The sequence below is a fragment of the Dermatophilus congolensis genome, from assembly GCF_900187045.1.
Lineage (GTDB): Bacteria > Actinomycetota > Actinomycetes > Actinomycetales > Dermatophilaceae > Dermatophilus > Dermatophilus congolensis.
The window spans coordinates 344,840-363,816 of the sequence record NZ_LT906453.1 but is presented as its reverse complement, the minus strand read 5'-3'; the positions used below and the strand labels follow the sequence as shown (position 1 = coordinate 363,816).

General features: G+C 58.6%; 16 protein-coding genes. 7 read left to right on the top strand and 9 right to left on the bottom strand.

Annotation, left to right across the window (positions count from 1 at the left end; translation table 11 throughout):
* Positions 1-148 precede the first annotated feature (148 nt).
* Positions 149-892, bottom strand: coding sequence for a GntR family transcriptional regulator (locus tag CKV89_RS01515; RefSeq protein WP_028327307.1), 744 nt, complete (start codon positions 890-892; stop codon positions 149-151).
* 262 nt (positions 893-1,154) lie between these two features.
* Between CKV89_RS01515 and CKV89_RS01510 the strand changes: the two genes are divergently transcribed.
* From CKV89_RS01510 to CKV89_RS01500, 3 genes are read left to right on the top strand one after another with little or no spacing between them, the layout of a single operon-like run.
* Complete coding sequence (locus CKV89_RS01510; RefSeq protein WP_028327308.1) at positions 1,155-2,144, top strand: substrate-binding domain-containing protein; 990 nt, start codon at positions 1,155-1,157, stop codon at positions 2,142-2,144.
* Positions 2,141-3,190 (top strand): ABC transporter permease, encoded by a 1,050-nt coding sequence (locus tag CKV89_RS01505; RefSeq protein WP_034401208.1) that lies wholly within the window; start codon positions 2,141-2,143, stop codon positions 3,188-3,190. The genes CKV89_RS01510 and CKV89_RS01505 overlap by 4 nt, the downstream gene beginning before the upstream one ends.
* A complete protein-coding gene (locus CKV89_RS01500; RefSeq protein WP_051277552.1) occupies positions 3,187-3,969 on the top strand; it encodes an ATP-binding cassette domain-containing protein in 783 nt (260 codons plus the stop codon). The genes CKV89_RS01505 and CKV89_RS01500 overlap by 4 nt, the downstream gene beginning before the upstream one ends.
* Before the next feature lie 743 nt (positions 3,970-4,712).
* On the opposite strand, the gene CKV89_RS01495 is transcribed toward CKV89_RS01500, so the two are convergent.
* Positions 4,713-5,210: a hypothetical protein gene (locus CKV89_RS01495; protein WP_028327311.1), complete on the bottom strand. Its 498-nt coding sequence runs from the start codon at positions 5,208-5,210 to the stop codon at positions 4,713-4,715.
* Positions 5,211-5,372: 162 nt separating this feature from the next.
* Between CKV89_RS01495 and CKV89_RS01490 the strand changes: the two genes are divergently transcribed.
* On the top strand, positions 5,373-5,990 hold the full coding sequence (locus tag CKV89_RS01490; protein WP_084441064.1) for an ATP-binding cassette domain-containing protein: 618 nt from the start codon (positions 5,373-5,375) through the stop codon (positions 5,988-5,990).
* 22 nt (positions 5,991-6,012) lie between these two features.
* Here CKV89_RS01490 and CKV89_RS01485 read toward each other — a convergent pair whose 3' ends face one another.
* On the bottom strand, positions 6,013-7,485 hold the full coding sequence (locus CKV89_RS01485) for an NAD-dependent succinate-semialdehyde dehydrogenase (protein WP_028327313.1): 1,473 nt from the start codon (positions 7,483-7,485) through the stop codon (positions 6,013-6,015).
* A 426-nt stretch (positions 7,486-7,911) separates the two neighbouring features.
* On the opposite strand from CKV89_RS01485, the gene CKV89_RS01480 reads away from it, so the two are divergent.
* On the top strand, positions 7,912-9,618 hold the full coding sequence (locus CKV89_RS01480) for a substrate-binding domain-containing protein (RefSeq protein ID WP_169714596.1): 1,707 nt from the start codon (positions 7,912-7,914) through the stop codon (positions 9,616-9,618).
* Between the two features lie 37 nt (positions 9,619-9,655).
* On the opposite strand, the gene nagA is transcribed toward CKV89_RS01480, so the two are convergent.
* The 3 genes from nagA to CKV89_RS01465 are packed head-to-tail and all read right to left on the bottom strand — an operon-like array spanning position 9,656 to position 13,685.
* Positions 9,656-10,810 carry an N-acetylglucosamine-6-phosphate deacetylase gene (nagA, locus tag CKV89_RS01475; protein ID WP_034401278.1) on the bottom strand — a complete coding sequence of 385 codons (1,155 nt, stop codon included), beginning with the start codon at positions 10,808-10,810 and terminating at the stop codon, positions 9,656-9,658.
* Complete coding sequence (gene nagB, locus CKV89_RS01470; RefSeq protein WP_028327316.1) at positions 10,810-11,595, bottom strand: glucosamine-6-phosphate deaminase; 786 nt, start codon at positions 11,593-11,595, stop codon at positions 10,810-10,812. Before nagB ends, nagA begins: the two co-directional genes overlap by 1 nt.
* 20 nt (positions 11,596-11,615) lie before the next feature.
* On the bottom strand, positions 11,616-13,685 hold the full coding sequence (locus CKV89_RS01465; protein WP_028327317.1) for a glucose PTS transporter subunit IIA: 2,070 nt from the start codon (positions 13,683-13,685) through the stop codon (positions 11,616-11,618).
* Positions 13,686-13,860: 175 nt separating this feature from the next.
* On the opposite strand from CKV89_RS01465, the gene CKV89_RS01460 reads away from it, so the two are divergent.
* Positions 13,861-14,565 carry a GntR family transcriptional regulator gene (locus CKV89_RS01460; protein ID WP_231935414.1) on the top strand — a complete coding sequence of 235 codons (705 nt, stop codon included), beginning with the start codon at positions 13,861-13,863 and terminating at the stop codon, positions 14,563-14,565.
* A 55-nt stretch (positions 14,566-14,620) separates the two neighbouring features.
* Here the strand turns inward: CKV89_RS01460 and ald are convergent, their stop codons facing one another.
* Complete coding sequence (gene ald / locus CKV89_RS01455) at positions 14,621-15,736, bottom strand: alanine dehydrogenase (protein WP_028327320.1); 1,116 nt, start codon at positions 15,734-15,736, stop codon at positions 14,621-14,623.
* A gap of 192 nt (positions 15,737-15,928) precedes the next feature.
* Positions 15,929-17,128, bottom strand: coding sequence for a globin domain-containing protein (locus CKV89_RS01445; RefSeq protein WP_028327321.1), 1,200 nt, complete (start codon positions 17,126-17,128; stop codon positions 15,929-15,931).
* 162 nt (positions 17,129-17,290) lie between these two features.
* On the opposite strand from CKV89_RS01445, the gene CKV89_RS01440 reads away from it, so the two are divergent.
* Positions 17,291-17,935, top strand: coding sequence for an HAD family hydrolase (locus CKV89_RS01440; RefSeq protein ID WP_028327322.1), 645 nt, complete (start codon positions 17,291-17,293; stop codon positions 17,933-17,935).
* 20 nt (positions 17,936-17,955) lie between these two features.
* Here the strand turns inward: CKV89_RS01440 and CKV89_RS01435 are convergent, their stop codons facing one another.
* Positions 17,956-18,945: a S41 family peptidase gene (locus CKV89_RS01435; protein WP_154657649.1), complete on the bottom strand. Its 990-nt coding sequence runs from the start codon at positions 18,943-18,945 to the stop codon at positions 17,956-17,958.
* Positions 18,946-18,977: the final 32 nt, after the last annotated feature.

Genomic DNA, 18,977 nt, shown 5'->3' with positions numbered 1-18,977 from the left:
AGTGCGTGTTGTCACACGGGTTAATCCAGATCCGGTGATCCACCACTACCGAATAGCTTGAGGTGTTAGCTTTTCAAGGGGTTCTGTTTGGGTGTGGCGCAATTCATGCTGCTCACACTAGGAAACGCCTTGGGCCTGACTGGGTGGGTTAGCTTTCGTGGACGGTTTGACCGAATGTGTATCGGTCAGCGCGGTAGCGGTGCTCCCCGTATTCCAGTGGGGTGCCGGTGGCGTCGAAACCGGTGCGGGCCATGGTTAAAACCGGGATGTGGGGGTCTTCTAGGCGTAGGTGGCGGCGTTCGTGTGCGGTCGCGGCGCGTGCGCCGATGGTTTGTTGGGCTACGCAAGGGCGTTGCCCGTGGCTGCGCAGCCACGCGTAGAGGCTGCCGTGGTCGATTTCGGTAGCGGTGACCTCAGCGAAAGCCGGCGGGAGCCAGTTGCACAGGATCGCTAGGGGTTTGTCGTTCATGTAGCGCAGGCGTTCGATTTTCACTAGCCCGGTGTGCGGGGGCAGGTGGAGTGCTTCTGCGGCGGGTGGGTAGGTGGAGTCGGTGTCCAGGGTGAGCAGTTCGGTGCGGGGTTCGTGTCCGGCTTGGAGGAGATCGTCGTAGAGGCTGGTGAGTTCGCCGCGCCGGTGCGTGACCTGGTGGGCGACGGTGGTGCCGATGCCGCGGCGACGTATGAGCAGGCCGCGAGTGACCATTTCGCAGATGGCTTGACGGACGGTGGGTCGGGAGAGGTCTAGGCGGTGGGCGAGGTCGATTTCTTTTTCGATGGGGTCCCCGGGCCTGAGGGTGCCGTTGTGGATGGCGGCGGTGAGTTGGGTGGCGAGTTGTTGGTAGAGGGGGACGGTGCTGCTCCGGTCGATGTCAACGGGCAGTTCGCGGGTCACGTCTTCCAGGATAAGGGGGCGTTGAGCGGGGGAGCGTGATGAACCAGGCCTGCCCACCAAGCTAGGTATATATGTCTGGACATAATCATCAGAACAGGTTGCTTGTGAGGTGATAGATCCCGTGTTCTTGGGTGAAATCGCAGCAGAATCAGTGACGTGTTGACTTTCATGTCAATACTTGAAGATTGGTACAGTCGCGGTGGTGCCGTTCGGTACCTACACATAACGGCCGCGTACAGGTCACGAAAAGAGGGGGACGGGCGTGCAGCGTTCACGACGTGTCATGCGCTCGCTGGGCGCGTTACTGGCGGTGACCTTCGCTGTGGCGGGTTGTTCAGCCACCGGTGGGCGCCCCAACGCCGAACGCAACGCCCAAGCTTTGGGCGCCGCTCCCAAGTTCATGACGGTCGCGTTCATCACGCACGCCGCTGCGGGGGACACGTTCTGGGATGTGGTGCGTAAAGGCGCTGAAGACGCAGCCGCTAAAGACGGTGTCGTTTTGGAGTACACCTCAGATCCCAACGGCGCTAACCAAGCCAACCTGATGCGGCAGGCCATCGATAAGAAAGTCGACGGCATCGCTGTCACTTTGGCGAAACCAGATGCGTTGAGCGCCCAAGTGAAAGCAGCCCGCGAGGCAGGGATCAACGTGGTTGCACTCAACGGCGGTCAGGAGGCGTGGAAATCGGTAGGGGCGTTGTCGTTTTTTGGGCAGGATGACCGGGTCGCCGGTAAAGCAGCAGGTGAGCGTCTCGTAGCTGAGGGCGCGCAGAAAGCTCTATGCGTCATCCACGAGCAAGGCAATGTTGGCCATGAGGCGCGCTGCGCAGGTGTGGCAGATGCTTTCCCCACCACTGAAAAGCTGTATGTCGACGGTAGTGACATGGCTGATGTGCAAACCAAAATCACTGCCAAGCTGCAGGAAGACCCAGCTGTTACTCATGTGGTGGCGTTGGGGGCCCCGTTCGCGATCACCGCATCGAAAGCGGCGCAGGCTGCGGGTAGTTCGGCAGCCACAGTGACTTTCGACCTTTCTAAAGAAGTAGTCCCGCATATCAAGGATGGCTCTATCCGCTGGGCTGTTGATCAACAGCCGTACGTGCAGGGCTACTTGGCTGTGGACGCGTTGTGGTTGAACAAAACGAACGGGAACGTCACTGGTGGTGGCCAGCCAGTGTTCACGGGCCCAGCGTTCGTGGACGCGAAGAACATTGACTCAGTTTCTCGCTATGTCGAGGCAGGTAAACGATGAGCGCTGGCGTGGTTTCTGTGGTTGAGGGGACCCGTGAGGACCGTGTCCGTGAACGGGGCGTGTTCCGGGTTGTGATGGCACGGCCAGAGGTTGGTTCGTTTTTCGGGCTGGCTGCGGTGTTTGTGCTGTTTTTCGCAGTGTCGCCAGCGTTCCGGAACATCGCGAATGTGGGCACCGTGCTTTACGCAGCTTCCACGATCGGGGTGGTTGCTGTGGGGGTGGCGTTCCTCATGATCGGTGGCGAGTTTGATTTGTCGACGGGGGTGGCTGCTACCACCTCGGGCCTGTCGGCGTCGTTGGGGGCGTGGTATTTCGGGTTGAACGTGTGGGTGGGGGTGGTGTTCGCGCTGCTTGTTTCTGTGGGGGTTGGTTTTCTCAATGGGTGGTTACTCACACGCACCGAGTTACCGAGTTTCTTGGTGACGTTAGGGACTTTCTTCGCTTTGCAGGGCGTGAACCTTGGTGTCACTCGCTGGGTGACAGGTTCTGTTGCTTCTCCGACGATCTCTGACATGCAGGGCTGGGACAGCGCACATGCCGTGTTTGCTAGCAGCGTGCAGGTGGGGCCGGTGACGGTCCGCGCGATCGTGGTGTATTGGGTGGTGTTGACGGCGGTGGCTTCGTGGGTGTTGCTGCGCACGCGGGTGGGGAACTGGGTTTTCGCGGTGGGGGGTGACCCTGATGCTGCGCGGGCGCTGGGGGTGCCGGTGCGGGCTGTGCAGGTGGGGCTGTTCATGTTTGTTGGTTTTTGTTCCTGGCTGCTCGGTATGCATTTGTTGTTTGAGTACCAGGTGGTGCAGTCCGGTGAGGGCGTTGGTAAGGAGTTCGTGTTCATCATTGCCGCGGTGGTGGGAGGCTGTTTGATGACGGGTGGGTATGGGTCTGTGGTGGGAGCGTTCACGGGGGCGCTGATTTTCGGTATGACCCAGCTAGGCATCAACTATGCGGGATGGAACCCTGACTGGTTCTCCAGTTTCCTTGGGGTGATGTTGCTTTTGGCGTGTGTGGTGAATTTGTACATTCGGCGGAGGGTGGTTGGGCGATGAGTGAGGTCACTGCTGGTGCGCCGCTGTTGCGGTTGAGCGGGGTTGGTAAGTCGTACGGCAATGTTGATGCTCTTCGCGGCGTGGATCTGACTGTCCGGGCAGGGGAGGTGACGTGTGTGCTAGGCGATAACGGTGCCGGTAAGTCCACGTTGATCAAGATCATTGCGGGCCTGCATTCGCACACGTCGGGCACGTTTGAGGTGCATGGGGTTCCGACGGTGTTTTCTTCGCCTCGTCAGGCTCATGCGGCTGGTATCGCGACTGTGTATCAGGATTTGGCGTTGGCGCCGTTGTTGAGTGTGTGGCGGAATTTTTTCCTTGGCCATGAGATGACGCGCGGTTTTGGTCGTCTTGATGTCGCGGCGATGAAGGAGGTGGCGGGGCGTGAGTTGAGCAGGATCGGGATCGATGTGCCTGATGTGGATCGTCCGGTGGGGGCGCTTTCTGGTGGGCAGCGGCAATGTATCGCTATCGCGCGGGCGGTGTTTTTCGGCGCGAAGGTGGTGGTGTTGGATGAGCCGACGGCTGCGTTGGGGGTGAAGCAGTCTGGTGTGGTGTTGCGGTATATCGACCGGATGCGCAGGGACGGTATTGGGGTGGTGTTTATTACGCATAACCCGCAGCACGCTTATTTGGTGGGTGATCATTTCGTGGTGCTCACGCTGGGCAGGGTTGCGTTGGCAGCTGACCGCGCCGATATCACCGTTGATGAGCTCACCACGCACATGGCGGGCGGGACCGAATTAGCTGACCTCGCAGCCGAACTCTCCCGCCCCTAACAGAAATCCGTCACAGTCTCTTATTTCAGCCACGCAAAAATAAGAAAAATTTGAATATTCAATTGCATCGATTTGCTTGGTTGAAAGTTCTGCATTTTCCAGTTCCCAAAGCCGATTTTTTAAAAGCATTCCTATTAGGTTTCTAAATTTGCGCCCCTGGAAGTTTATGCGCACCGGTATGCATATGGATAAGCAGGGGACACTTACTGAAAGAAAAATATCTAGTCTTAATGTGAGTAATGATAGGGCTAGGGTAAGTAAGGGAAGCCACGCGGGCAGGAGAAGCGGGTGAAATAAAAAGAAAAGCCGTGGCCTTCGGTTTTTTTTGGATAAATTCACAGATTCCATGGGCAACTAAAATGGTGGCAAAAGCTGAATATAGCAGAATTGAGACGGTCACTAACCCTAAAGGAATTAGTATAGCGGGTGAACTTTTGAATATAACCAGTGCCATAAAAGCGCTAAGTGTAAAGTATGAGAGTGCGGTCAGGGTAAGGGTGATCCAGGGGAGATCTTTCCAACCATAAGACACTTTCGGGCGAGGGGTGGTATAAGGTTTTCCGGAGAAGGTGGCAGGGGCCCCCAGGTATGCTTCTGTGTTCTTTCTAAGATTCTTTATGCCATCTATGCGGGCTAGGCTATGCAGCCTTTTGGATGCACTGGATTCTTTCAATAGTCCCATCATTGTGCTGCAAGTAATTACACAAAATGCCGGAATTCCTAGCCTCAGTTGGAGAGGTATGTCACTTTTCCCAGGAGTGTAGATTAAGTAGCCAGCATAAAGATTGACATAACAGGAGTCCCCAGAATACAAATTTATCTAGGACTATTTCGCGCACTTCTTTTAGTTCCTGCATTACATCCCGTGGATTGCTTTTCCTGTCACTCAGAGTGTGGGCAATGAATAAGGATACGGCGATGGCAGTCACGGCGAGAGAGAGGGAGAGGGTGTCAGCTCCTTCTTTTCTGCCATTTATGGATTCAGAAGCGGTTTTAAGTATGAGGTCATATAGTTCTACTTCAATATCGAAGGGGCTTTGAGGGGCGGTGGGGAATTTTAACTTGGGTATGAAAGTGAATAATGAGCCTGCCATAAAAGAGGCGATAATGTAGCATGAAGACGCCTTGCATAAATCCATAATCCTTGTTTGCAGGATCAGTAGGTGGTTATTTGAATGCTGGGTAGCAACCGTGAGGAGGCCATTATTTCCGAAAATAATTTTCTCGAACTTGGAAGGCATTCGATTAGAGTGAGGTGCACTATTGGATACCATAGTTCTATTGAACTTTCTTTCTAGTTACGGTGGGAGAAATAATTAAGGTCATATTACAAATATGTATTTGGTTGTAGTGAAAAAGAACAGCAGAGCTTGCTCGTCTGCGGTTAACCGCAGACGTATCACATGCGAAGAAAATTAGTGCCGACAGTCCAAGATAAAATCCGGCTGACCGGTGACTGTGGCGATCTCTTTGGCTTACATGGGGTGATAGTTGTTCCTGGTGGGTTTAGGGGGACAACATTCTGCCTATCCGCAGGTGACTCGTTTCTCATAGAGGGAGGTAACGGGGCTGGGAAAGGCACACTTCTCGACGTTCTCTGCGGAAACGTGAAACCCTCGCAAGGAACAATATCGATCCCCACTGCGGCTCGTGTTGCTCTCCTAACCCAAGAGGTCCACCTTCCCAGCAGTAGCTCCGCTGCCAGGAAAACCTACATCGATGCCGTAGGTGAAGAAACAGCAGAAAAAACACCACTAGAACACTTCGGGCCACTGCCTGGGTTCTGTCTGGACAAAAAAGTCACAGAGATGAGCATCGGTCAGCAAAGAAGAATCGCTCTCGCTATCTGCCTGGCAAACCCTCCCGACCTACTACTCCTCGACGAGCTCACAAACCACTTTTCCCTCGCCCTTGTTTCCGAACTTGAAAAATCTCTCGAAACATTCGAAGGAACACTCATCGTTGCTTCACATGACCGGTGGCTCAGAGAACGCTGGAATAACCAAAAAATACGTCTCTGAGCACACCGTCAGAAAAACCGATTCAGCCCGCGTGCGGATCATTCAGCGACAAATAAATAGTCTCCAAATACTCCTCAATCCCCTCACCACCACCCTCCCGGCCCAAACCAGCCTGCTTGACCCCACCAAACGGTGCCGCCGCATCAGAAAGCACACCCCGGTTAACGCCAATCATCCCCACCTCCAACAGATCACCCATCCGCAGCACCCGATCCATATCCCGGGTAAACACATACCCGGCCAACCCCACCTCAGAACGGTTCGCGATCTCCAACGCCTCCGCCTCATCCGAGAACGACACCACCGGAGCCACCGGGCCAAAAATCTCCTCACTCAAAATCGCCGCATCCTTACCCACCCCCGACAACACCGTCGGCGCATAAAACCAGCCAGCACCCTCCACCTGCTTGCCACCAGTCAACACCGACGCACCATCAGAAACAGCGCCCTCCACCAAGGACGCCACACCCGCACGCGCGCCCTCAGAAACTAACGGCCCCACATCAGTGCCATCAGCTAACCCATCACCCACCCGCAACTGACTAAACGCCTCCGCCAACCGGGACGCGAACTCATCAGCCACCGACTCATGCACGATGAACCGGTTCGCTGCCGTGCACGCCTCACCCATATTGCGCAGCTTGGCCGCTTTAGCGCCCTCCACCGCTACATCCAGATCAGCATCCTCAAACACAATGAACGGCGCATTTCCACCCAACTCCATCGACGTCCGCAACACCCCCTGCGCCGCCTGCTTCAACAACGTCCGCCCCACACCCGTCGAACCCGTAAAGGACAACTTCCGCAACCGAGGATCAGTGATCAACGCATCCGTCACATCGTGATCCACGCTCGTCACAACATTCACCACCCCCGCAGGCAACCCACAATCAGCCAGCACCTTCGCAAACAACAACGTCGTCAACGGCGTCAACGTCGCCGGACGCAACACCACCGTGCACCCCGCCGCCAACGCCGGCGCCACCTTCCTCGTCGCCATCGCCAGCGGGAAATTCCACGGAGTGATCAACAAACACGGACCCACAGGACGCTTCGTCACTAAATGACGCATCGCCCCACTAGGAGAAGGACGATACGACCCCGCCACCCGCGGCGCCTCCTCAGAAAACCACCGCAAAAACTCCGCCCCATACGCAACCTCACCCCGGGCCTCCGCCAGCGGCTTGCCCATCTCCAACGTCATCAACCGCGCGAAATCATCAGCCCGAGCAGTTACCGCCTCAAACGCCCGCCGCAACAACTCACCACGTTCCCGAGGCGAGGTCCGCGCCCACGCAGCCGCCGCATCCACTGCCGCATCCAATGCTTCAACACCCTGTGCCACATCACAGTTGGCTACCTGCGCCAGCACTTCACCCGTCGCTGGGTTTTCTACATCCACCACACCCCGGGCACCCTCACGCCACGAACCACCCACAAAAATGCCACGAGGTAGATCTGCAGGAAGAGAACGATCAACCAACTGAGTAGACATACGCGTAACGCCTCCGAGACGGTGGCGGACGAAAACCTGGTTACGGGCGTCGTCGCTCGTCCGCGCTCGACGAGGCCCACCCTTCCCCGCGAGCGTAGCCACTGAACCCCCTAAAGAACGACTGAACCGCCCACGCCCCAAAGAAAAACACCTGGCCAGCAGATTTGTGTCTCTCGTGGTTGAAATACCCACACCTGACATGCAAGGCACAATGTCACGACGACCAGGCGAAGGGCAGCTACCTGGCCCGGCAGCAGATCGCACAAAGGACTAACTGTGGAAAACGACGGGACCGCTCCAGAGGGCACGGCTAAACAGACACGTGCCTCAAGAAGGCGCGCCAGCGGAGATGCACCCAGCCGCAGCAAACGCCGACGAACCCGTCACAACGAGGCCTCAGCTGCGCGCGCAGCAACCGAACCGGTAGTGAAAACCCCGACGAACAGCGCCAAAGCACGCCTGTGGCTGCCATTGACTGCTTTCGTTGTCGCGCTTTGTCTTCTCGCTGGCCTGTCCACCTTCATCACTCTCAGAAGCGAATCGAACACTGCTGCTTTCGCTTCTTCGAAACCCGGGTGTGCCCGGCCACCAGCAGTTAAGGTGAGTGTTCCTCCCACCCTTGAACCCATCGTGCAGGCCGCGATCGATGAGGTCACCCCCAAAACCTGCGCCAAATTTGAACTCACCGCCGAAACTGACGACGTCGTCCTGGCCTCTATCAAAGACCCAGGAAAACGGCCAGCGCTGTGGCTCTCTGCAGCAGACACCCAAGTTGAACGCGCCCGTAGCCAAAACCCCAGCATCAACATGAACGCCTCGGACGTGCTCTACACCTCACCCATCATTGTCGCTACCCCCAAAGAACGCGCCGCCCAGACCAAAAACGAAATCACCTGGAAAGCACTATTCGAGCACCCTAAAGAACTCGCGCTGCCCAACCCTGAATCCAACGCCGCTGGCCTCCTAGGCTTGCTGTCCGCAGCTGCTTCTATCGGCATCCAGCCTCTGGAACACCCCACCACTGGTCCACGCACGATCGCTCTCTTCCAGGCATCACAGCCCGGCAACGTGCACTCCGCCGAACTGCCCACCAAAGCCCCTGAATGGGGACAAGGACTTTTCGTCACTTCAGAGCAGGCTTTCGCTGCCTACGCCAAAGAACACGCCGATTCCCCACTCGTTGCGCTGGCACCCGAGGGAGGCTCGGTCTTCCTCAGCTACCGTGCTGTCACCATGCCCACCACCGACCCCAACACTGCTCACGCAACAGATGCCCTCATCCAAGCGCTCAGTAGCGAGGCCGGGCAGAAGCGCGCCACCGACGCTGGCTTCCGTAACGAAGAAGGCAAAGAAGCTCCAGAGGTTCCTGCACCCGATGGCCCCACCCGACTCAAAACTGACCGGATGGATCAGCCCTCTACCGAACACATCCGCAGCATCCTTACCCAGTGGATGTCCGTCGCCCACGGGATGCGCTTGATCACCCTCGTGGACACTTCTCAGTCAATGGGAACTGTTGACGGCACCGCCGCAGCCGGTGGCGCCCCTGGCGCGGGCCCAGGTAACCGCATTACCCACGCTGCCGGGTCAGCGGCCAATGGTCTGGCTGGTCTGCCAAGCAACAACGACGTCGGTTTGTGGGAGTTCTCCCAGAATCCAGCCAAGCCAGGTAACTGGCGAGAAGTTGTTCCCTTTGGTCCGCTTGGTGATGAAAAAAGTGATCAGCGAGGCAAACTCAAAGCAGCCGCGCAAAGCGTCCCTGGAGCAGTAGGCGGCAACACCCCACTCTTCGACACGCTGCTCGATGCCGTCCTGAAGCTGCAAGAGGGCTACGACCCCAAACGCATGAATGTGGTCCTGGTACTCACTGACGGAAAAAACGACTCACCAGATTCGATGAACCTTTCTGGTCTGTCCAAAACGTTGCAGCGCATGACCAACAACGGACGTCGTATTTCGGTGGCCGCAGTAGGGATCGGTAAGGACGTCGATCAAGGATCTTTGAAGAAGATCGCCGAAGTCACCAATGGAGCGTTCTACTACGCCGAAAAACCCGAGGACGTTGACCCGATGGTGGCCAAAGCCCTCCTAGACTTCTCACCGACCGCGAAAGCAGGTAACCCGCTGCCCTGACCAGCAACGGGCACATGCTCTCAGTGCATGCGGGTGCTCAGCTCGACAGCCACGCACCCGCATGCATGACATCGATAACGGTCCACTGCTCATCCAGCGCAACTAGGTCAGCGCGGTCGCCCACGCGTAGCGCTGCCACCTCGACACCGTGCGCCTGCGCCGGGGTCACGGCAGTCTGCTGCACCGCAGCAACTAACGCCTCATCTTCTTGCAAACCGCCATGAGTGATAGCAAATCGGAACAAACTATCCATCGTGGCGGTGCTACCGGCAATTGTTTCGGTGCCAGCGACTTTCGCTACCCCATCCACCACATCAACATCGAGCGTTCCCAGCCCATACCTGCCATCAGGCATACCCGCTGCGGCCATCGCATCAGTGACCAACGCGACCCGGTGCGCGCCCACAGAACGAACCACATCCGTGTACACGGCAGGGTGTACGTGTACCCCATCGGTAATGAGCTCCACCGTTACCCGAGGATCGCCCATCAACGCAATCACCGGCCCCGGCTCCCGGTGATGCACACCCCGCATCGCATTAAACAGATGCGTCCCCACCCTGGCGCCAGACTCAATCGCTGCACACGTCACGTCATACGTTGCGTCTGTATGCCCCACCGCCACCGCAACGCCGTCCTGCGCGAAACGACGCACTGCATCGAATCCACCTGGCAGCTCTGGAGCAAGCGTCACCATCGCGATGGTGCCATTCGCCGCCTCAAGTAGCGCGTCAATCTCTTCAATGCCGGGGTGACGAACCGCTGTGGGGTCATGGGCTCCTAGCCGACACGGTGACATCCACGGACCCTCCAAATGGATGCCCAAGAGCCGGCCAGCCTCCACATGCGGCCGCAACGCAACCACCTGATTCAGCAACGCTTCCGGTGACGCTGACACCAGCGACGCCATCATCCGTGTCGTCCCGTGTGCGCGGTGACAAGTCAAAGCAGATAAAACTGCCGGGTCATCTTCTGCAGCAGTCGCATCTGTGAAAGCTCCACCGCCACCGCCGTGGCAATGCGTATCTACGAAACCTGGAACGATAACGGCAGACGGGAAATCCTGATCAGCTGGCCGTGGAGGCGTCCCTGCGCCTACCGCAACCACACGATCGGTCTCTACTTCAACCCACCCCGGACGCAACACATCCGTGCCAGAGACAACCGCTCTGGCAGAAATCACACACGACATCAGATCCCCTGCCACGAAGGCTTGTTTGTCCACGTTTGCCGGTAATAGTCCGCCCGATCCAGCAGACTTGCCGCTGCCTCATCCAAAAGCACTGTCACATGAGGGTGATGCTGAAGAACAGTGGCTGGCCACGAGGCACTCACTGCTCCTTCAACCATGTGATGCACAGCCTCAGCTTTGCCACATCCCGAAGCCACCAAAATGATGTGCCGTGCCTGCATGATGGTGCCCAAACCTTGGGTGACACAGTGTGTCGGGACCGCGTCCACATCATCGTTGAAAAACCGCGCATTATCGATGCGGGTCTGCTTCGTCAATGTTTTGATGCGTGTGCGTGAAGCCAAAGAGGATCCGGGCTCGTTGAACCCGATGTGACCGTCGGTGCCGATCCCGAGGAACTGCAGATCAATACCCCCAGCTTGCTCGATCGCATGCTCGTAAGCGAGGCACGCAGCAGGGATATCGCTGGCTAGCCCATCAGGACCGGCAACCGCGTCGGTGGCGAAATCGACTCGTCCGGTAAACACGTCCTCGATCACCGTGCGATACCGCTGTGGATGATCGACAGGCAGGCCGACATATTCGTCCAGCGTGAACGCTCGCGCATGAGCGAAACTGACCGCGCCGGCCTGGAAACGAGTCACGATCTCGTCATAGATGGGTTGGGGGGAACTTCCCGTAGCCAGCCCGAAAACAGCTGTAGGAGAACGGTCTAGTAGTGCTTGTGCAGCATCTGCTGCTACCTGGCCGATCTGCTCGGCGCTCTCCAGGATGACAACTTCCATACCGTTCTCCTCAGCTGTGTTTAGCGCACCGTGTATAGGGGGTCTGCGCCTTCGACCTGTCCGGTCGCTGGCTTAGCGATTGCTTCCGGGCTGGTCTCCAGAGCCATGACTGGTACAACGACATTGCGGCCGGATTTAGCGACAGCAGCGACGTCGTAGTCGATGAGAAGTTGCCCGGCTTCCACGGTGTCGCCAGCGTTCGCGTGCTTGGTGAAACCTTTGCCTTTGAGGCCGACTGTTTCGATGCCTAGGTGCGTGAGGATCTTGCGGCCTGATGGCGTCTTGATGACGAAGGCATGCGGCCACATCTGCACTAGCTCACCTGAGACCGGTGCAGTGACCGGAATCTTTGTTTTCTCTTCCGGCTCGATGGCTAGACCGTTGCCGAGAAGACCGTCAGAGAATGTCTCGTCGGGAACTTCGCTCAGCGGGACGACCCGTCCAGTGATTGGCGCGAAAATGATCAGTTCATCCGTAGCCGTGTCCTTCTCGCCTGAGTCAGGGGTGGCATCAGACTTTTTGTTGCTGGGCGCTGCGTCGTGGCTGGAGGTGTTTTCTTTCTCACTGACAGGAGTTTCTTCGCCGGTGAGAACCTGACGCATGTCATGTTTGAGCGATTCGGCGCGCGGTCCGAACACGGCCTGGATGTTGTTGCCGACTTCGAGAACACCGGCTGCGCCGAGTTCACGTAGGCGTTCTTTGTTGACGAGGCTGGTGTTTTCTACCTCGATGCGTAGGCGTGTGATGCACGCGTCGACATAGAGCAGATTTTCACGACCGCCGAAAGCCTCAACGAGTTGGGTAGCCATTTCGTTGCGGTCGGTCGAGGCGGAGTTCTGCTCTTCTTTTTCGCTGTCGCCGCTGGTGGTGTCTTCGCGGCCTGGGGTGCGCAGGTTCCACGCGGTGATCGCGAACCGGAACACCACGTAGTAGAGGACGAAGAACCCGACGCCGAGTCCAACCAGCAGCGGGATGTTATGGGCTGCCTTGGAGTTTCCGTAGAGAAGCAGGTCAATCAGGCCAGCAGAGAAGGAGAATCCGAGGTGGATGTCCAGGGTGTATGCCGCGGCCAAGGACAAACCGGTCAGGATTGCGTGCAACACGTAGAGCGGGAACGCGGCGAACATGAACGCGAACTCGAGTGGTTCGGTGATGCCGGTGAGGAATGCAGTCAAGCCTGCAGCTCCGAAGATACCTGCGGCGAATTTCTTCTGGTTGGGGCGGGCGCAATGCATCATCGCTAGGGCGGCGCCAGGCAGGCCGAACATGAGGATCGGGTAGAAGCCGGAGGTGAGGATACCTGCGGTGGGGTCACCGGAGGCGAAGCGGGTCAGCTCGCCGTGGAGCGCACCATCTGGGGTGGCGAAGCTGCCGTACTGGAACCAAATGTAGATGTTGATGATGTGGTGCAGCCCGAAGGGAATGAGCAGACGGTTGAAAAGACCGTAGAGGAATGCGCCGACGGCTCCTGCGCTGGCGATACCGGTTGCCAGAGTGGTCAGGCCTGCGTTGAACAGCGGGTAGCAGTAGGACATCGCGAAGCCGACGATGAGCACCGTGAACGAGACGACGATCGGCACGAACCTGCGGCCACCGAAGAAACCTAGGTAGGTCGGTAGCTCGATGTCATGGAAGCGGTCGAAGAGCTTTGCAGTGATAAGGCCGACGACGATACCGCCAAGAACACCGTAGTTAATGGTCAAAGGTTCACCGGCGATGTCGACCTTTCCGGCGAGGACCACCGGGGACATTGCCTTAAAAACGCTTTCGATGACGATGTACCCGGCTACGGCAGCCAGGGCCGTGGAACCGTCAGCTTTTTTGGCCATGCCGATGGCGATACCGACGGCGAAGAGAATGGCAAGCTGTTTGAAGATTGAATCTCCAGCAGCGGTCATCGCGTCGAAGAAGGGGCTGACTACGGGAGTTTCGATCCAGCCGAGGACGTCTTCTTGCCCGAAGCGCAAAAGTAGGCCCGCGGCGGGCAGTAGCGCGATCGGTAGCATCAAAGACTTGGCGAAGCGTTGTAGACCGCTGAAGCGCCCCTTACGTGGGGCCCGTGACGGGGCCGTATCGGTGGTGGTACTCATGGGATCCTTCCTCGGCCCGTAGGCCCTTACCTTCATTGGTCTAGACCAGAATATGGGTGTGGTGTGGGTGGGCTGTGGTCGAGGGTGGCATGGCTTGGCTTCAGCTGGAAGAGAACGAGAGACGGTGGTTGTGCGTTGCTTCTCTGACTGGATTAATGGAGGGGTGGTTTAGCTCGTGAAGGTGCCCAAGTACTACTGGGTTAAGACAGAGATCATCGAGTACATGCGTGAGCTGGTCGCAGGAGATGCGATACCAGGTGAAAGAGAGCTAGCGCAGCTGTTCGGAACATCACGTACGACGGTGCGGCAGGCGATTGCTGAGCTTGTGGTTGAAGGTCGGTTGCAGCGCAGGCAGGGGCGGGGAACGTTTGTGTCTCCGCCGAAAGTGATGCGGGTGCGGCAGTTGACGTCGTTTTCAGAGGATCTGCGTTCGGAAGGGTCGATGCCCGGGGCGGTCATTGTTGCCGTGGGAGAGGTTGCTGCTCAGGGGGAGGTGTGTGAGCAGCTTGGGGTGGCGTCAGGGGCGCCTGTGATGAGGGTGGAGCGGGTACGGACTGCAGCTGGTCAGCCGTTAGCGCATGAGACGGCGTTTTTACCGGGGCCGTTACCTGGTTTGGGTGAGGCATTGGAGGGGGGTGGGTCGTTGTATTTGACGTTGGAGGAGAGGTTTAGTCGGGTGATTGCGACGGTGGAGGATGTGGTTGAAACCTCGTTTGCAAGTCCGCGGGAAGCGGATTTATTGACTGTGGAGACGGGGTCGCCGCTGTTGTTGGTGCATCGCACGGGGTGGGGCGCTGATGGTGCTCCGGTGGAGTGGACGCGTTCGGTGTTCCGTGGTGATCGGTTTCGTTATGTGGCGCGCCAGCAGGTGAGTTTGTAGATGAGGTAAGGGTGTTGGGCCGGTCGCGGTGGTTCCGTGACCGGCCCGGGGTGTTTTAGAGGGTGGCGATGAAGTCTTCGAAGGCGAGGTCGTCGAAGGCGGCTGCTACGCCGCGGTGGGTGATTTTCCCGGCGTGGGTGTTTAGGCCTAGGGCTAGGGCGTGGTCGGTGCGGCAGGCGGCTTCCCAGCCGGCGTCGGCGAGTTTGAGTACGTAGGGCAGGGTTGAGTTGGTTAGTGCGTAGGTGGAGGTGTTGGGGACTGCGCCGGGCATGTTTGCTACGCAGTAGAACACGGAGTTGTGCACGGTGAAGGTGGGGTCTGCGTGGGTGGTGGGGTGTGAGTCTTCGAAGCATCCGCCTTGGTCGATGGCGACGTCGACGAGCGCAGATCCGGGTTTCATGTGGGAGACCATCTCGTTGGTGACGAGTTTGGGTGCTTTGGCTCCGGGGATGAGGACAGTGCCGATGACTAGGTCGGCGTTGAGTACTTGTTCGCGGACGGTAAGGGGGTTTGAGGCTAGCCCTTGGACACGGCCGTTGTACTGCCAGTGGACGGTGCGGAGTTTGTTCAGGTCTGTGTCGAGGATGGTGACGTTGGCGCCCATGCCTACGGCGATTTGGGCGGCGTTTTGTCCGGCGGTTCCGGCGCCGAGGATGACGACGTTACCCATGGAGACTCCGGCAACTCCGCCTAGGAGGATGCCCATACCGCCTTGGGATTTCATGAGGGCTAGGGCGCCCATTTGGGGGGCGAGACATCCGGCTACTTCGGACATGGGGTGTAGCAGGGGTAGGGAGCGGTCGGGAAGTTGGACTGTTTCGTAGGCGATGGCGGTGGTGCCTGCGGTGAGGAGGGCTTCGGTTTGGGGGCGGTCTGCGGCTAGGTGCAGGTATGTGAATAGGAGCAGGTCATCGCGTAGTAGGGGATATTCGGAGGCGATGGGTTCTTTTACTTTGAGGACCATTTCTCCGGCGGCCCAGGTGGTTTCGGCGTCTTTGGTGATGGTTGCGCCGGCCGAGATGTAGTCCTGGTCTTGGATGAGGGAGCCGACGCCTGCGCCTGCTTGGACGAATACTTCGTGTCCGTTGTGGGTGAGTGCGGCTACTCCGGCGGGAGTGATGGCGACGCGGTTTTCGTTGTTTTTGACCTCGGTGGGCACGGCGATTTTCATGTCAGGCTCCCTTGCCTTGTTCGCGGTGGTTGCGCGTGCGGCGGTGTGTGCCGTTGCGCTGGAGCGTTGGTGGCTCCTGATGGGTTAAGCCTGGCACTGCTATGGCTGGGTTTGGCGAGTTTGTTTGAGTATGTGAGGTGTTGGTGTCGCACCGGCCACTGTTGGTGGGGCTTGTCAGTGGCCGGTGGGTGGTTAGGCAGCGTTGTTGGGGTTTTGGGTCCACATGTCGGGGCCGAATACTTCGTAAGAGATGTTGCTGGTGGAGATGCCTTTGGTGGTGAGTTGGGTGTGAATGTTGTGCATGAATGGCAGGGGGCCGCACATAAAGACGTGGGTGTTGGTGGGGAGGTCGATGGCGCTTAGGTCCATGTGTCCGGTGTGGGTGTCGGTGTTGTCAGGGTTTTCGTACCAGCAATGACTGGTGATGTTGGGCATGGTGGCGGTGCTGGTGGCGATTGTTGTGCGCAGCGGGTGCAGAGCGGGGCAGTGGTCGGCGTGGAGAAGGTAGATGTCGCGTTCGGGTTGTCGTTGGGCGAGGTCTTCGAGGATGGCGGCCATGGGGGTGATGCCTACGCCGGCGGAGATGAGAGCCAGGGGAGTGTTGGTGTTGTCGAGAGTGATGTTGCCGCAGGGTTGGGAGACTTGGAGATGAGTGCCTGGGTGGGCATTGGCGGCCAGCCAGGTGGAGACGGCTCCGGCGGGGCTTTCGTTGTGGCTGTTGATTTTTTTGATGGTGATGCGGAAGGTGTTTTCGTCGGGTTGTCCGGAGATGGTGTATTGGCGGGGTTGGGTGTGGCCGGGGGCGATTTCGATGTTGAGGGTGATGTATTGGCCGGGTTGCCGGGTGGGCAGTGTTCCGGTGGTGGGGCGTAGGTGCAGGGAGAAGGTGGTGTCGGTTTCGTGGATGCGGTTGGTGACGGTGTAGTCGCGCCAGGGGGTGTTGGGGTCGGTGCCGGCGAGGGCGTAGAGCTTTGCTTCTTCGGCGATGAGTTGGGTGGCGAATAGCCAGTAGACCTCGTTCCAGGCGGCGGCGATGTCGGGGGTGAGGGCCTCGCCGAGGGTTTTGCCGATGGCTTGCATGAGGTAGTGGCCGACGATGGTGTATTGGGGTGCGGTGATTCCTAGGGAGACGTGTTTGTGCGCGATGCGGCGCAGTACGGGGGCGAAGTCGGGGGCGTCGGGGGAGATGAGGTGGGTTGCGTAGGCGACGACGCTGGCTGCTAGTGCTTTGGGTTGTTCTCCGATGGCTTGGTTGGCCATGTTGAAGATGTTTGTGAGTTCGGGGTGGTCGTGAAACATGTCGCTGTAGAACTGGGTGGTGATGTGGGTGCTGTGTTCGGCGACGAGGGCGGCGGTTGCTTTGACGATGGTTGCTGATGGGGCGGAGAGCATGGGTGTCCTTGGTGTTGGGTGCGTGGTGGGGTGGCACAGCCCCTTTTTGCACGGTTAAATCCTGATTTAATCCTGGGTGGTGTTTCGTGTGCCACGCCCACACGAGATGAGTTCCACGGTGATTGAACGCATTCGGGTGCTCCGATGGCGTTCTATGGAGGTATGACTTCTGCTGCGGAATTGATTGCTCCTTGTCGGGCTCTCCTGATGGACATGGACGGCACTTTGGTGAACTCGAATGCCGCTGTTGAGCGTGCATGGGCGGCATGGGCCCAGGCTGTGGGGGCTGACCCGCAGGAAGTGTTGAGTTTTTGTCATGGGCAACCGGTGCCGGTGACTATGCGGCGTTTCGCTCCGCAGTGGAGTGAGGAACGGATTGTTGAAGAAGTGGAACGTCACATTGCTCGTGAGGTTGAAGATGTCGCGGATGTCACACTTATGCCGGGGGCGCTTGAGCTGACTCAGTGGCTGGATGAGCAAGACATGCCATGGGCGGTGGTGACGAATTCACCGGGGGAGCTGGCTCGTCGGCGGCTAGCGGCGGCGGGGTTGCAGCCGCCAGTGCTGGTGACGGCTAGTGATGTGACGGCGCCTAAGCCGGCGCCGGATCCGTACGAGTATGCGGCGGAGTTGTTGGCGGTTTTGCCTAGTGAGGCTTTGGCTGTTGAGGACTCTCCTGCTGGGTTAGCGGCTGGGCGTGAAGCCGGTTGTGTCACGGTCGCCGTGATGGGGGCTTGTGATGCGGATCTAGTTCTGGCAGATCCGGATGAGTTGTTGATGCTGCTGCGTGAGGTGCATGAGCAGTAGAGCTGGTGGCTGGGGGCGCGTCAGCGGCATTGGCTTGTGAGCCAGGCGCGGGCGCGTTCCTCAGTGTGGTCGGTGGGGGTGGGGCTGTCGGGGGTGATTGAGCCGATAGCTGGGGCTCCGTGGATGCTGGTGGCTTGGTGGGTGGGCAGAGTGAGGCGGGAGCCGTCGTAGAGCTGCCAGGTTTTGTTCATGGTGGCGTTTCCGCTGGTGGGGGCGCCGAATGTGCGTGTGTTGGGGCGGCCTGTGAGGGCGACTGTGGCGATCTCTCCGGGGCCTGAGGTTCGGGGGCTGAGCAGGACGGCTACGGGGGCATGTGTTTTGGGGTAGGCGCGGTAGGTGCCGAAACGCCATGAGCCGTTCATGGTGAGGGTTCCGCCTTCGATGGCTGCTTCGGTTGTGGTGCCCTGGTTGTCGGTCAGGGTCATGAGGGGGCCGTTGGGGAACAGGGGTGTTAGGCCGGCTAGGACGGGGTGGGCGTCGCTGTTATTCAGTTCGCGTAGGTCGACGATCCATCCGCAGGTAGTGCGGGGTCGGGTGACGTCGATGTTTGAGGCGAGTTGGTCAGCGTATTTCTGGTTGTGTGGTGGGGCGTTTGATGGAACCCGGGGCAGGGTGAGGGTTGTGATGCCGTTTTCGCTGTTGACGCTGGGCATGGGGCCGGTGGGGTCTGTGCGGGGGGTGATGGTGGCGGCTGTAGTGAAGGTGCCTTTTCCGCGCCCTGCGGTCCGAGTGGCGTTTTCTAGTGCGGACCAGGTTTGTTCGTAGCTGTTTTTACCGCTGGTGGTGCGCAGTGCCTGGGCTCGGGTTGCTGTCCAGGCGGGGCCGCGTGCGCCCAGGCCGTGGTCCATATGGGTGAGTGCGTCGGCGGCGTATTCGGTGGCAGTGGGTGGGATGATTCGGACACCTTCTCGGCTGGTGATGGACCAGACGAGGCCGCCGCCTACTGCGATGTTGAGCATCGCGAGCACGACGAGGGTCGTGATGTATCGGCGCGATGTGGGGGCAGTCATTGAGCCATTCTCGCCAAATGACAGCGCAGGTG

Coding starts and splice junctions, on each gene's coding strand:
- CKV89_RS01505 (WP_034401208.1), top strand. CDS start 2,141: ATGAGCGCTGGCGTGGTTTCTGTGGTTGAGGGGACCCGTGAGGACCGT.
- CKV89_RS01500 (WP_051277552.1), top strand. CDS start 3,187: ATGAGTGAGGTCACTGCTGGTGCGCCGCTGTTGCGGTTGAGCGGGGTT.
- CKV89_RS01495 (WP_028327311.1), bottom strand. CDS start 5,210: ATGCCTTCCAAGTTCGAGAAAATTATTTTCGGAAATAATGGCCTCCTC.
- CKV89_RS01490 (WP_084441064.1), top strand. CDS start 5,373: ATGCGAAGAAAATTAGTGCCGACAGTCCAAGATAAAATCCGGCTGACC.
- CKV89_RS01485 (WP_028327313.1), bottom strand. CDS start 7,485: ATGTCTACTCAGTTGGTTGATCGTTCTCTTCCTGCAGATCTACCTCGT.
- nagA (WP_034401278.1), bottom strand. CDS start 10,810: ATGTCGTGTGTGATTTCTGCCAGAGCGGTTGTCTCTGGCACGGATGTG.
- nagB (WP_028327316.1), bottom strand. CDS start 11,595: ATGGAAGTTGTCATCCTGGAGAGCGCCGAGCAGATCGGCCAGGTAGCA.
- CKV89_RS01465 (WP_028327317.1), bottom strand. CDS start 13,685: ATGAGTACCACCACCGATACGGCCCCGTCACGGGCCCCACGTAAGGGG.
- ald (WP_028327320.1), bottom strand. CDS start 15,736: ATGAAAATCGCCGTGCCCACCGAGGTCAAAAACAACGAAAACCGCGTC.
- CKV89_RS01445 (WP_028327321.1), bottom strand. CDS start 17,128: ATGCTCTCCGCCCCATCAGCAACCATCGTCAAAGCAACCGCCGCCCTC.
- CKV89_RS01440 (WP_028327322.1), top strand. CDS start 17,291: ATGACTTCTGCTGCGGAATTGATTGCTCCTTGTCGGGCTCTCCTGATG.
- CKV89_RS01435 (WP_154657649.1), bottom strand. CDS start 18,945: ATGACTGCCCCCACATCGCGCCGATACATCACGACCCTCGTCGTGCTC.